Annotated in this window: 12 protein-coding genes; 8 read left to right on the forward strand and 4 right to left on the reverse strand. The window is 63.2% G+C overall.

Annotated elements, in window-relative coordinates:
• Positions 1 to 79 precede the first annotated feature (79 nt).
• The 3 genes from LNV09_RS13975 (at position 80) to LNV09_RS13985 (ending at position 2,456) form a co-directional block, all read left to right on the forward strand.
• Positions 80 to 901 (forward strand): AraC family transcriptional regulator, encoded by an 822-nt coding sequence (locus LNV09_RS13975; RefSeq protein WP_263557679.1) that lies wholly within the window; start codon positions 80 to 82, stop codon positions 899 to 901.
• A gap of 30 nt (positions 902 to 931) precedes the next feature.
• On the forward strand, positions 932 to 2,035 hold the full coding sequence (nadA, locus tag LNV09_RS13980) for a quinolinate synthase NadA (protein ID WP_263557680.1): 1,104 nt from the start codon (positions 932 to 934) through the stop codon (positions 2,033 to 2,035).
• Positions 2,036 to 2,165: 130 nt separating this feature from the next.
• Entirely contained in the window at positions 2,166 to 2,456 is a 291-nt protein-coding gene (locus LNV09_RS13985; protein ID WP_263557681.1) for a late competence development ComFB family protein, read from the forward strand.
• 12 nt (positions 2,457 to 2,468) lie between these two features.
• Here the strand turns inward: LNV09_RS13985 and nadB are convergent, their stop codons facing one another.
• Positions 2,469 to 4,109 (reverse strand): L-aspartate oxidase, encoded by a 1,641-nt coding sequence (gene nadB / locus LNV09_RS13990; protein ID WP_263557682.1) that lies wholly within the window; start codon positions 4,107 to 4,109, stop codon positions 2,469 to 2,471.
• A 1,044-nt stretch (positions 4,110 to 5,153) separates the two neighbouring features.
• On the opposite strand from nadB, the gene LNV09_RS13995 reads away from it, so the two are divergent.
• A complete protein-coding gene (locus LNV09_RS13995; protein WP_263557683.1) occupies positions 5,154 to 5,825 on the forward strand; it encodes a class I SAM-dependent methyltransferase in 672 nt (223 codons plus the stop codon).
• An 18-nt stretch (positions 5,826 to 5,843) separates the two neighbouring features.
• Here LNV09_RS13995 and LNV09_RS14000 read toward each other — a convergent pair whose 3' ends face one another.
• Positions 5,844 to 6,725 carry a sterol desaturase family protein gene (locus tag LNV09_RS14000; protein WP_263557684.1) on the reverse strand — a complete coding sequence of 294 codons (882 nt, stop codon included), beginning with the start codon at positions 6,723 to 6,725 and terminating at the stop codon, positions 5,844 to 5,846.
• A gap of 139 nt (positions 6,726 to 6,864) precedes the next feature.
• Between LNV09_RS14000 and LNV09_RS14005 the strand changes: the two genes are divergently transcribed.
• Together LNV09_RS14005 and LNV09_RS14010 are read left to right on the forward strand one after the other, a co-directional pair.
• Entirely contained in the window at positions 6,865 to 7,854 is a 990-nt protein-coding gene (locus tag LNV09_RS14005) for an AraC family transcriptional regulator (protein WP_263557685.1), read from the forward strand.
• A complete protein-coding gene (locus tag LNV09_RS14010) occupies positions 7,851 to 8,867 on the forward strand; it encodes a DUF2804 domain-containing protein (protein ID WP_263557686.1) in 1,017 nt (338 codons plus the stop codon). The genes LNV09_RS14005 and LNV09_RS14010 overlap by 4 nt, the downstream gene beginning before the upstream one ends.
• A gap of 25 nt (positions 8,868 to 8,892) precedes the next feature.
• Here LNV09_RS14010 and LNV09_RS14015 read toward each other — a convergent pair whose 3' ends face one another.
• The gene (locus tag LNV09_RS14015) at positions 8,893 to 9,168 is read right to left on the reverse strand and encodes a DUF3297 family protein (protein WP_263557687.1); all 276 of its coding nucleotides are present in this window, start codon (positions 9,166 to 9,168) and stop codon (positions 8,893 to 8,895) included.
• A gap of 182 nt (positions 9,169 to 9,350) precedes the next feature.
• Between LNV09_RS14015 and LNV09_RS14020 the strand changes: the two genes are divergently transcribed.
• On the forward strand, positions 9,351 to 11,456 hold the full coding sequence (locus LNV09_RS14020) for a M3 family metallopeptidase (RefSeq protein ID WP_263557688.1): 2,106 nt from the start codon (positions 9,351 to 9,353) through the stop codon (positions 11,454 to 11,456).
• Between the two features lie 44 nt (positions 11,457 to 11,500).
• Positions 11,501 to 12,811 (forward strand): M16 family metallopeptidase, encoded by a 1,311-nt coding sequence (locus tag LNV09_RS14025; protein WP_263557689.1) that lies wholly within the window; start codon positions 11,501 to 11,503, stop codon positions 12,809 to 12,811.
• Positions 12,812 to 12,832: 21 nt separating this feature from the next.
• Here the strand turns inward: LNV09_RS14025 and LNV09_RS14030 are convergent, their stop codons facing one another.
• A complete protein-coding gene (locus LNV09_RS14030; RefSeq protein WP_263557690.1) occupies positions 12,833 to 13,561 on the reverse strand; it encodes a GNAT family N-acetyltransferase in 729 nt (242 codons plus the stop codon).
• Positions 13,562 to 13,582: the final 21 nt, after the last annotated feature.

Consider the following 13,582-nt stretch of genomic DNA (forward strand, 5'->3'; position numbering starts at 1 on the left):
GCTAGACTTTAGGCGCGGCGCTGCCGGCCGGGTTACGATAGGCCGACAAGTTCTATCGAATTCAAGCCATCGCTGCTCCGTGACCCGCAAACCATCCTCCCAAGGCATTGCCAAGCGCATCAGCCTGCCGCCGCTGGACCCGCAGCGCTACGCGCCATTTGCCGAGCGGCCGGTGCGCGCCAAGGCCCGGGTCTTGGACCATGATGTGGACATTCAGGCCCACCACCATGCTTGGGGCCAGCTGGTGTTTTCGATCAGCGGCGCGGTGCGAGTCAACACCGCGCATGCCACTTACCTGGTGCCGCCGGCGCGCGCCGTCTGGATCGCGCCGGGCATCGTCCACGCGGTGACCGCCGTCGAGCGCGCCGATCTGCGCACCGTCTACCTGCATCAAGCGCCCAGCGACGGACCGGCATGGCTGGATTGCCGCGTGCTGGAGGTGACACCGCTGCTGCGCGAGTTGGTGATGCAGTTGGCCATCTCGCCCGATGCAGCCCAGGAGCCGCGCCGCGAAGCTTGCATCGCCAGCCTGGTGCTGGATGAATTGAGACGCGCCAACAGTCTGCGCTTGGGCGTTGACCTGCCGCAAGACAAGCGCCTGCGCCGCCTGTGTGAGGCAATGCTGGTCGAGCCACTGCGCCATGCCGATCTGGACGGCTGGGCGGCCGAGGTAGGGGCCAGTGCGCGCACGGTTTCGAGACTGTTCCGTGATGAGCTGGGCAGCAGCTACGCGCAGTGGCGCTCGCAGGTCTTGCTGGCCCGCGCGCTCACCCTGGCCGCCCGCAAGATGCCGATGAGCCTGATCGCGCATGAACTGGGCTACGCCAGCGCCAGCGCCTTCACCGCGATGGTGACGCGCACGGTCGGCATGCCACCCAGCAAGTTCTTCGCTGAGGCTTGATGTTTTTGTCACACCCTTAAAATTCTCGCCATGAATCAACAAGTTCTCTTTGACTACACCCGCCAAGACGGCGATGGCCTCAGCTGTACCGCACAAGCCTGGGCTAAAACGCCTGCGCCGCTGAACAAGAGCCAAAAGCAGGCGCTCAAGGCCCGCGCGGCCGAGTTGCTGAAGGCCAAGAACGCGGTGCTGGTGGCGCATTTCTACGTCGACGGCGACCTGCAAGACTTGGCGCTGGAGACCGGTGGCTGCGTGTCCGACTCCCTGGAGATGGCTCGCTTTGGCCGCGACCATGCGGCCTCGACGCTGGTGGTGGCCGGCGTGCGCTTCATGGGAGAAAGTGCCAAGATTTTGAGCCCTGAAAAGCGCGTGCTGATGCCCGATCTGGACGCCACCTGCTCGCTCGATCTGGGCTGCCCGGCCGATCAGTTCGCGGCTTTTTGCGACGCGCATCCGGACCGCACCGTGGTCGTCTACGCCAACACCAGCGCTGCCGTCAAGGCGCGCGCCGACTGGATGGTTACCAGCTCCTGCGCGTTGGAGATCGTCTCGGCGCTTAAAAGCCAGGGCAAAAAAATCCTCTGGGCGCCCGACCGCCATCTGGGCCGCTATATCGAGGAGCAGACCGGCGCCGACATGCTGATGTGGCAAGGCGACTGCATCGTCCACAACGAATTCAAGGGTCTGGAGCTCCAGTTGCTGCGCGAGCAGCATCCGGACGCCATGATTCTGGTCCACCCCGAGTCACCGCAAAGCGTGGTGGCGCTGGCCGATGTGGTCGGATCGACCTCGGCGCTGATCAAGGCGGTGGTCGAAGGGACGGCACAGGAATACATCGTCGCCACCGACAACGGCATCCTCCACCGGATGCGCCAGTTAGCTCCAAGCAAGACGCTGATCGAAGCCCCCACAGCGGGAAACAGCGCCACCTGCAAGAGCTGCGCGCACTGCCCCTGGATGGCGATGAACGGGCTGCAAGGTCTGGTGGATTGCCTGGAGCGCGGCCTGCCGGAGAACGAGATCGAAGAGGCCACCCGCGTCAAGGCACTGGGCTGCATTGAGCGCATGCTGGACTTCACGGCCAAGTCAAAAGCTTCGGCAGCGCGCCTGGTGCCGGGCATCGGCGCAGCCTGAAGACGCCAAACAGGCCAAACAGGCCAAGCAGGCAGGCCGGCAAATAAGCGACCAGATCAGGGCTTTTCAGCGGCCCGCTGAAGGCAAAAAGCGTTTATCGTGTGGGAATCTCTGACGCAGGACTAGCCCCATGACCCAAGACTTCAGCTCGATCTATAACCACCACGAACGCGAGGTGCTGGGTGCCGTGATGGCCTTGGCGCCGCAGTTCCCGGCTATCGCCGCCGACAGCGACCTGCTCTGCGACGTCGCCTGCGTGGCCCTGAACCGCCTGCCGCCGCGCTACATCCGCCACGCGGTCGACTTCTTGTTCTACCTGACCGAGCATGAGCGACGCGAGATTGACGCCGCCATCGAAGAGTCGGTCGGCTACGCCTTCAACTTCGTGCAGGCGCGGTTGGCGCTGCGCGCCAAGCCCTGAGGGCCGGCTGCGTCAAAGCTTGCGCAAGCCTCGCTCAGCCATCAAGACCGTCGGGAAACTGACCGGCAGCGTCAGCGGATAGTCGCGGCTGTAATGCAGGCCGCGGCTCTCGTGGCGAAGCAAGGCAGAGCGCACGATCAACTCGGCGCAGTCGACCAGATTGCGCAGCTCCAGCAGGTCGCGGCTGACGCGGAAATTGGCGTAGTAATCATCGATCTCGCCGCGCAGCAAGGCGATGCGGTGCAGCGCCCGCTCCAGCCGTTTGGTGGTGCGCACAATGCCGACATAGTTCCACATCAAAAGACGTAGCTCGTCCCAGTTATGCGCGATGACGACCTGCTCATCGGCGTCTTCGACCTGGCTTTCATCCCAACCCGGCAGGGGTGCAGGCTCGGTCTCGGGCAGGCCCAAGATGTGCTCGGCACAGGTCTGGCCCAAAACCACGCATTCCAATAGCGAGTTGCTGGCCAGGCGATTCGCGCCATGCAGGCCAGTGTAGGCCGTCTCACCCACCGCATAGACGCCCGGCATATCGCTGCGCCCGGCCAGATCGGTGACCACGCCGCCACAGGTGAAATGCACGGCCGGCACGACCGGAATCGGCTGTTTGGCGATGTCTATGCCCAAGCTCAGGCAGCGCGCATGGACGGTCGGGAAATGCTCTTTCAAAAAGGCCTCGCCCAGATGCGTGGCGTCCAGCCACACATGGTCAACGCCGTGCTTCTTCATCTCGAAGTCAATCGCGCGAGCAACGATATCGCGCGGCGCCAGCTCCATCCGTGCATCATGCGCGGCCATGAAACGGCCACCACCCACATGCTCGGGCAGCTTCAAATAGCCGCCCTCACCGCGCAGCGCCTCGGTGATCAAAAAGCTGCGCTCCTGGGGGTGATACAAGCAAGTCGGGTGGAACTGGATGAACTCCATATTCGCGACCCGGCAGCCGGCCCGCCACGCCATCGCGATGCCGTCGCCGGTGGACGTATCCGGGTTGGTGGTGTAACGGTAAACCTTGCCGGCGCCGCCGGTGGCCAGCACCACTGCACGCGCCGGCAGCGCTTCAACGCGCTGGGTGTCGATGTCGAGCGCGTAGATGCCGTAGCAACGCGGCTCTTCCTCGCGCTGCACATGGCGCGAGGTGATCAGATCCAATGCCATCCAGCGCTGGCGCAGCGTGATGTTCGGGTGGGCCTTGGCGGCAGCCAGCAACTGGTCATGGATGGCCTTGCCGGTGGCGTCGGCCGCATGGGCAATACGGCGCACCGCATGGCCGCCTTCGCGCGTCAGGTGCAAGCCCAGCGGGCCGTCGTCATCGGGCGTGAAGGGCACGCCCTGGTTGACCAACCATTCGACCGCCGCGGCGCTGCGCTCGGCGATGAAGCGGGCTGTAGCCGCATCGACCAGGCCGGCCCCGGCGTCTTGCGTGTCGCGCACATGGGACTCGATGCTGTCGTCATTGCCCAGCACGCCGACGATGCCGCCCTGCGCCCAGGCGGTGGCCCCTTCGGTCAACTCACGCTTGGCCAGCACCACCACCGGCACCGTGTCAGCCAGATGCAGCGCCACTGTCAAACCGGCCAGGCCGGCTCCCACGATCACAACGGGCGACACCGGCGGGGCGGGCGACTTCGACTTGGCAGCAGCAGCATTCATTCGTGGGCTTCCGGCGCCTTGTTGAGGGCGCCATGCAGGGGCAGGAGAATGGATTCTAAAGACAGGCTTGGGAGGCAGAGCCGAACGGGCTGGGATGCCACTTCAAACTGAGCGCCCACTCGGAGTGGATTGGGCAGTCGAACTACGTTTCAGCTGTCTTAATTTCAATGATCTAGCTGGGCTAAACGGTGCCGGGATCATTGCGTAAGGCCTGATGGACTTCGGCTAATCCACCCTCCCCGCACGATGCCGGGAGTTCGCCCCGGCGGGCGACCTACTTCTCTTGTCTCGCCAAGAGAAGTAGGCCAGAGAAGGCGACCCTGCCGCATGGCCCTGCGGGTTCGCTCGGATGCTCCAATTTGCCGGGCCGCGCCCAACTCACTTCGCGCCCTAACGGCCGCTACGTTCAAACAGGGGGCGCGAAGTCAGTTCTTGAAGTCGCTGCGCGACGCCCAGCAAATTCTCCGCTCCTCGCCCATGCAGAAGGGGAACTCCAAAGAACACGGCTCGCTGCGCATCGCCTCGAACTGGGTGCTGCGCGCAGCGCGCACCCCTCAAGGAGATGCGCAGCGAGCCACAACGCTTAGTCCCGTATGACTGGGTGAGGAGCGCAGCAATTCAGGGCAGGCGCGCAGCGCCCTCAATGACTGACTTCGCGCCCCCTGTTTGAACGTAGCGGCCGCAGGGCGCGCAGTGAGTTGGGCGCGGGCCCTGAATTGCGAACACCGCAACGAACCCCGCAGGGGCCAGGCGTCCGGGTCGACTTCTCTTGCCTACTTCTCTTGGCGAAGCAAGAGAAGTAGGTCGGCTGCCGGGACGAACTCCCGGCATCGTGCAGGAAGAGCAAACATGCATCTGATCAGGTCTTGCTGACCCCGATCCAGAGCGTCTGGCCAGGGTGGCGCAGCTTCAAAGCGAAAAGCACAGCTGCATTCGCTGGCCTGACAACGCAGGGGACTGTGAGAAAGTGGAGCCCAGTCCAGCGTAGTTTGCGAAGACTGAGCTGAGCCACACTCCAAGTCAATCTCTTGCCTCCTGAGCAACATGGATCACAGCGACCAGTCCTCATCCACCGCCCAAGCCTTCGGCAGCTTCGCGCAGAGCTACGCCGAAAAATACTTTGGCCTTCCGGACTACCATGCTCATCTAGACCGCTTCCTCAACGGACTGAAACTCGAACAGACCGCCCTCCTGGACCTCGCCTGCGGCCCGGGCAACGTCAGCGCTTATCTGCTAGCGCGCCGTCCAAGCCTGCGCATCCATGGCCTGGACCTAGCCCCCGAGATGATAGAGATCGCGCGCCGAAAAATTCAGGATGCGGTCTCTGAAGTGGGCGACTGCCGCGACCTGGCCCTACTGAACCGCCAGGGTCTCCGCTACGACGCAGCGGTTTTTTCCTTCGGCCTGAGCTATCTCAACGATGGGGACGCCGACCAATGCCTCAAGGGCTTGTACGCCCAGCTGCGGCCCTCGGCCTCGCTCTACCTCACAAGCCTCACCGGCGACCCCGCGCAGTCTGGCTCCATCGAGGTCAACGGGCACAGCCTCTATACAGCCTATCGCAGCGCCGACGACATCCTGGCCCGCATCACGGCTGCCGGCTTCCAGGTAAGCTTCAGTGCATTGATCTCAAGCCCGGCGAATGCGACAGTGCAAACGCAGGACTTGGTGGCAATTGCGACCCGAGGAGAGGATGAAGTGCAGACGGGGCGTTAAGGGTCTGCAGCCTCACCACTACCCCACATCCCCCCGTTCCCACTCCGGCGGCGCCCACAAATGCTTGAACGCCAGCCACCAAGACCCCTTCTCGCGCAACTCGCGCCGCATGTCCTTCAACATCGCCGCCCATTCATGCACATTCAGCCAGACCAGATTATTGGTCGGCACCGGGTGCTCCAGGCCGTAATCCACCGCCTCCTGTTCCGGCACAAAGCTGCCGAACAGACGGTCAAAAATGATCAAGGTGCCGCCGAAGTTACGGTCTATATAAACGGGGTTGCGGCCATGGTGAGCGCGGTGATGCGAAGGCGTGTTGAACAGCCACTCGAACCAGGCCGGCAGCTTGCCCACCCATTGCGTGTGCACAAAGAACTGATAGCCCAGGTTCAGAGACAGCGCAAACAAGACCCAATGCGGCTCGAAGCCCAGCCAGACCATGGGCGTGTAGAACAACCAATTGCCGGCAATCGCATAGAACCAGCTCTGGCGCAGCGCGGTGGTGAAGTTCATATGCTCGGAGCCGTGATGCACGACATGCGCGCACCAGAACCAGCGGATGCGGTGGCTGGCGCGGTGAAAGCCGTAGTACAGCAGCTCAACACCCATAAAGAGCGCAAAAAAGGTCCAGGGCGTGATCTCTATCGTCCAGATTCGAAATTGATAGGCCCACTGCATCGCCGGGATCACCAAGACGATCACCAGCAATAGGTCGACGAACAAATAGCTGCCGCCGCTGTTCATGCTCATGAAGGTGTCGCGCCAGGTGTAAACGCCGGGCGTCTTGCGAAAACGCCAGGCCTCCAGTGCGATGCTCAGCATGAACAGTGGCGACAAGAGCAGCAGGGTCAGGTCGCGCGGGTCGAGATGCTGGCGAAAAAAATCGAGCAAGTGTTCCATGTCTTCACAGGCCTATGGGTTCAAATCGAGCTGCCGATCTTGCAAGCTTATGTGCGTTTTGCCTTGACCATACGCGCCAACATGGCGCGGGGTAAACCACGGCTGTGATGGGCGCTGCGCTGCGGCATCATCATGCCCCATGACCGAAGCCCGCCTTGCCGCCTCCTATGTGCATCTGCTCTACGAGTATTTGCGCGGGCTGGGGCTTGACCCCCTGAAGCTGCTCGGCCCCTTGCCCAGCGGCCATTTTGTAGCGCTGGCCACATGGCGCGCCGCACTGGATCTGGCCCAAGCGTTGGACCCTCGCCCTGCTTTGAGCCTGCGCCTGGCCGCCGGCATCAGCGCGCGGCATTTCGGGGTGGTGGGCTTCGCGGCGCTGGCCTGCCCGAACCTGTTCGCGGCGCTGCAGCGCCTGGAGCGCTTTCACAACTCGGTCTATGACGTCAACCCGGCGCAGGTCCAGCTTAGCGAACAAGGCCTTTGCATTGAGTGGGGCACGGCACGCGGGCGCCCGGGCGCCTTGGTTGACGAGACCGCGCTGGCCTCGCTGGTGCAGTTGACGCGCGACTTCACCGGGCGGCGGCTGGCGCCGCTGCAAGTCGACTTCGTCAACCCAAGGCCGCTCGATACCTCGCCTTACTTGAGCTTCTTCGGCTGCCCGGTCTATTTTGAGCAGCCTTCGACAAGGCTGCTGCTGGCGACGCAAGACCTCGCCCTGCCGCTGCGCAAGTCTGACCCTGCCCTCTTGGCGCTGCTTGACGCGCAAGCTGAAGCCTTGTTGCAAGCGGTCAGTACGGTGGCTGCACCCGTTGCGGCCTTCCGGCTCAGCTTGGTGGCCTTGATACGCGAAGGCCACACCTCGCTGGCCGCGCTGGCGCGGGCCCACCACCTCAGCCCACGCAGCCTGCAGCGGCGCTTGGCCGAGCAAGGCCTGAGCTTCCAAGCGCTGCTGGACGGCACCCGCCGGCAACTCGCCGAAGCCTATTTGCGCAGCTCCGATCTGGAGCTCAGCGAGATCGCTCTGCTCTTGGGTTTTTCCGAGCAAAGTGCCTTCACGCGCGCCTTCGGTCAATGGACCGGCATGGCCCCGGCGAATTGGCGCAAACAACATTTGAGAGGCCCACTTTGACTGAAGCCCGCAGCCGCTTGCCGACGCCACCGCCCGAGGTGGTGATAGACGGCGCACCGGCAATCGGCCGTTATGCCGGACGCATCGCGACGATTGACTGGCGCGCCTTGAGCGGGCCGCATCAACGCTCGGACTTGTGGCTGCGCCTGCATCACAAGCGCTGGCACTATGTGGGGCTGGGCAATGGTGAGTTGTTCATCGGCGTGGCCATCGTCGACCTGGGTTGGACCTGCACCGCATTCGCCTATGTGTTCGAGCGCGGCAGCAAAACGCTCTTGGCCAATTGGCGCCAGGACGGTTTGCCGGGCCTGCAATGCCGCGTGTCGGATCAGCCCTTGAGCGGATGCGACAGTTGGTTCCGAGGGCCTGGTGCGCGCCTGAGCTTGCGCCATCAGCCTGAGGACACACTGAATCTGAAGGTGCAGACCGCTGGCATCGACTTGCAAGCCGAGTTGAGCTTGACTGACGCCGCGCCCTTGCTCTTGGCCATAGGCCGGATAGAGAACGGCGGTGTGGCCCATGCGACGCAAAAGAGCCCGGCGCTGACGGTCAAAGGCCTGTTGAAGGTCGACGGCCACGCTTCTTTCTCACTGGACGATGCGATCGCCAGCGTGGATGCCTCCAACGGCCTCTTGGCTCGCAACACCGATTGGCGCTGGGCTTGCGCGCACAGCACGGAAGTCGGCTTCAATCTGCAGAACGGCTATTTCGGCGCCAACGAGAACGCGCTCTGGCTGCAGGGGGAATTGATTCCCCTGGGCGCGGCGCGTTTTGAGTTTGACCCCAAGTGCCCGCTGGAGCCCTGGCATGTCAGTACTGATGACGGCCTGCTGGACCTGAGCTTCAGCCCCGAAGGCGCGCGCCAAGAAGACCGCAATTTATTCATCGCGGCCAGCCATTACATCCAGCCGGTTGGCACCTTCAGCGGCATGGTCAAGGCCTCAAAAGACGCCCTGCCCTTCGCCGTCAAAGGCTTGCTCGGCGTGACCGAGGATCACCAATCGCGCTGGTGATCGTGGCGATGCCCCGGTCAGCTGCTTACTTGTAAAACGCTTCGACCTTGCCCTTGATCTTCATCATCAGCGGGTTGCCCTTGCGGTCGCGCGTCTTGGCGGCGCGCACCATCACCCAGCCTTCGCTGATCGAATATTCCTCGACGTCGGAACGCTCTTTGCCATTCAGACGGATGCCGATTTCATGCTGGAACACGGCCGCGTTGAAATGCGGGCTGCGCTCGTCCACCGACAGGCGGTCGGGGATGGCGGGCTTTTCAGCGGCGGCTGCGGCGGTGATTTCTGGCTGGGCTTCGGTCATGATTTCTTTTGCTACTGATTTCAATGGCGCCTCACAAGTGCATCTAGGAGGCGGACAGGCCCGATTCTCGCGGATAAATCTCAGTTAACTCTGCCAAGCCGCAGCGTTTTCACCCGGATCGCGGCGGGCAGCTCGCGGCGATACTGCAGCCCACCTGACCCAATCCGCCCTCGACACGCTCCATGCGCAAACTTCTGCTTCCCTTTTTGCTTCCCGTCTTGCTCGCCACCAGCTTCGCAGCCGGCGCACGTGACAACCCGCTGCTACAGCCCTCAAGCCTGCCGCTCGGCTATCCGCATTTCGACCAGATCCAAGACGCCGATTTCGCGCCGGCGCTGCAGGCCGGCATGGCGCTGCACTGGCGTGAAGTCGACAACATCCTGCGCAATCCGGCAGCGCCGACCTTCGAGAACACGGTGGAAGCGTTGGAGCGCGCAGGCCGCCTGCTTGGCCGCACGCAAAACATGCTGGGCAGCCTCAGCGGCACCGACAACAACCCGGCCCGCCAAGCCTTGCAGCAACGCTTGGCGCCCGAGATGGCCGCACACCGCGACCGCATCGCGCTGGACCCGCGCCTGTTCGCCCGCATAGACGCGCTACTCAAGGCCAAACCCAAACTCGACGCCGAGCAGCAACGCCTGCTGGAGCGCATGCACCGCAATCTGCGCCGCGCCGGCGCCGAGCTGCCCCTCGACAAGCAGCAGCGCCTGCGCGAGATCAACAGTGAACTCGCGCAGATGGGCGCAGAGTTCAACCGCAAGGTGCTGGCCGGCGTCAACGACGCGGCCTTGTTCATCACCGACCGCGCTGCACTGACAGGTCTGAGCGATGCCGAAATCGACGCACTCAAGCAAGCCGACGGACGCTTTCAAATAGCGCTGCAAAACACCACCGGCCAGCCCTTGTTGCACCGCTTGCAGCACCGCCCCCTGCGCGAGCAGCTCTACAAGGCTTCGATTGCACGCGGCAGCCAGGGCGACGCCAACGACACCACAGCCCTGGTCAGCCGCTTTGCCGCCCTGCGCGCCGAGCGCGCCGCGCTGCTGGGTTTTGCCACCTACGCGGACTTTGAATTGCAGGAGCAGACCGCCAAAGAGGTCAAGACCGTCAATGCGCTGCTGCGCCAATTGGCACCTGCGGCAGTGGCCTCGGCACGCAAGGAACAGGTCGCGCTGCAACAGCTGGCCGACCAGGAACAAGACGCCGCCGGACAGCCGCGCTTCGCCTTGCAGGCCTGGGACTGGGATTTCTACAGCGAGCGTCTGCGTGCCGTCCAGCATGGCTACGACGGCGAGCAGCTGCGCCCCTACCTTGAATTGCAGACGGTGCTGGAGCGCGGTGTTTTCCATGCCGCCACCGAACTGTTCGGTTTGACCTTCAAGCGGCGCCACGATCTGCCGGTCTACCACCCCGATGTGCAGGTCTGGGAGGTCTTCGCGCCGAATGGCAAGACGCAGGCGCTGTTGCTGCTGGACCTCTACGCCCGCCCCAGCAAACGCGGTGGCGCCTGGGCCAATGGCTATGTGCGCCAGAGCCGCTTATTCGGCGAGAAGCCCGTGGTCGGCAACCATCTGAACATCCCCAAGCCGGCGCCAGGCCAGCCCACACTATTGACCTGGAGCGAAGCCAACACCTTGTTCCATGAGTTCGGCCACAACCTGCACAGCATGCTCAGCGACATCCGCTACCCCGGCTTGGCCGGCACGCCGCGTGACTATGTCGAGTACCCATCCCAGGTCAACGAAATGTGGCTGAGCTGGCCCTCGGTGTTCAAGCACTATGCCCGCCACCATCAGACTGGCGCGCCCATGCCCGAGGCCTTGTTGAACAAGGTGCTGGGCGCCGGCACTTTCAACCAGGGCTTCGCGACCACCGAATACCTGGGCGCGACGCTGCTTGACCAGCGCTGGCATCAACTGAGCTTGGCCGAAGTCCCCAAGCCCGAAATGGTGATGGCGTTTGAAGCTCGCGTGCTGCAGCAAGAAGGCTTTGGCCCCGACCAGACCTTGGTCGCACCGCGCTACCGCACGCCTTATTTCAGCCATATGGTCGGCGGCTATTCGGCCGGCTACTACAGCTATCTGTGGAGCGAGCTGCTGGATGCGACCACGGTCGAGTGGATAGAGAAAAACGGGGGCTTAAGCCGCCAGGTGGGCGAGCAACTCAAGCGCCATGTGCTGTCGATTGGCGGCAGCAAAGACATCATGGCGGAGTTCGAGACGATGGTCGGGTCGAAGCCGAAGCTGGAACCGTACCTGAAGCGACGTGGACTGAGCTTGAGCAACTGAGCCTCGATCGCTTGCTTGATAACGACTGATTAACACAGACCATTTTGAACAATTTGACCGCCTTCCACCCCAGCCACAACGCCCAATTCGAAACGCTGCCAAACGGCCTGCGCACCGTCGTGATTCCTATGCCCTGGCGCCAAACGGTCAGCCTGAGCGTCTTCATACGCACCGGCAGCCTTGATGAGAGCTCCCGGCAGAACGGCATCAGCCATGTCGTCGAGCATATGGCCTTCAAGGGCACGGCAAGCCGTGATTGCCAGCGCATCAACCTCGACGCCGAGGCCATGGGCGCCGAGGTCAATGCACACACCGACAAAGACCACACCGCTTTTCACATCGAAGGCTTACCCGCCGACTTGCCGGCCTTTGTGGCCTGGCTGGCCGACATTGTGCTGAACAGCAACTTTCCGGCCGATGAGCTGGAACGAGAGCGGCGCGTGATCGAGCAAGAGTTCAACGAGTTCGAGGACGACCCCAGCAGCGTCGTCTTCCAGTTGCTGGACCGCGCGTGCTATGGCCAGCGCCATGCCGCTGGGCGACCCATCATCGGCACGCGAGCCAATATCCTGCGTTTCAGCCGCGATGAGCTGCTGGCCTACGTCCAGGCCCAGTACACCGCCAGCAATGTGGTGGTGGCCGTGGCCGGGCCGGTGGACGGGGAGGCGTTTTCGCGGCTGGTTGAGCAGTTCTTCGGCGCCATGCCTGAGGGTCAGCCGAATGCGCTGAGCGCGCCGCTCTGGCAAGGCGGCATGAAGACCAGGCGTATGGCGGGCAGCGGCCAATGTCAGCTGATGCTGGGTTTTGAAGCGCCAAGCCTGGGCGAGTACAAGAGCCGCCGGCATCTGCCCCATGTGCTGGCCGCTGCCCTGCTGGGCGAGGGCATGAGCTCGCCGCTGCTGGACGAGATCCGCGAGCGCCGCGGGCTGGCCTATCACGTCGCCTGCTCAGCCGACATCCTGCCGCTCTACGGCCAGTTTTTGATCGAGGGCGCGACCGCACCGGCCCAGGCCGAGGAGTTCTTAAAAGCGGTGCAGCAATTGCTGCAGCGTCAGGCCGACGGGCCGCTGAACAAGGTCGCGCTGGCGCGTGCGCGCAAGCAGTTGCAAGTGCGCGGGCTGCGGGCGCTGGAGCAGCCGGCGCGGCGCATGGAAGCCGCCGCGCAAGAGCTGTTCAACTTCGGCCGGCTGCGCGAGCCCCAAGAGGCGATGGCGCAACTGCAAGCGGTCACGGGCGCGCAGGTACAGGCGGTGTTCGAGCAGCTGCTCCAGCCCGGCCGCTCAAGCCCGGCCATTGCCTTGGCAGGCAGCGTGCCGCAACGCGCAAGGGACTCCGCCGAAGCGCTGTTTTCCTGATCCCGAGCTGGCCGGCTTGAACTAGGCTTCCTCGTCCTGCGCGATCACATCCCAATTGCCATACAAACTCAAACCGGCGGCCTGGGCCAGGGCAATCGAGGCCGCGTTGTCCAGTTGGCAGCGATATTGAGTTTGAAACCCGGCTTGAGCTGCATGGCGACAAATGGCCCGCACGACCCGGCGCGCTTGGCCTTGGCCGCGAAAGGCAGGCAAGGTCAAAACACCGATGTCCGTGATTGGCGCGCCGTCCCAGGGGTACATGCTGGCCGCGCACATCAGCTTGCCTTTCGCATCAAAGGCGCCAAACACCGCCCAGTGATCCAGCTCGACCCAAGCATCATCCAAATCCTGCTCACTTGCCTGCGACTGGAATTCGGCAAACAGCTTTTCATCGCTAGCATTCAATGGACGGATGTGATCCGCCTGAGGCTCAGCCAACAAGGCCGCAAATACCGCTTCGCTGAAATGGAAAACATGATCTGCCCCGTGCAAGGCAATGCCGGCGGCCTGCAAGTTCAGCCGCAAGCTTTCCGGCGTCAAGTTCTGGGTTTGTGACAACAAGCCAATCTGCTGCGCCAACGCTGGCTTCATGGCCACCATCAGCTTGCCCTCAATGCGTTCCAGCAAGACAAGCCGGCGCGACTCTTCCAGTTCAGGATTGATGTGAACGCTCAGGCGTTCACTGTCGAAAGCCGCTGTCTCTGACAGGAATTGGCTTTGCCAAAAAGATTCAATAACCGGAGGGAACATAGGCGTGACGGGCGCTGAACG

It is taken from the genome of Paucibacter sp. B2R-40 (assembly GCF_025717555.1).
GTDB lineage: Bacteria > Pseudomonadota > Gammaproteobacteria > Burkholderiales > Burkholderiaceae_C > Paucibacter_A.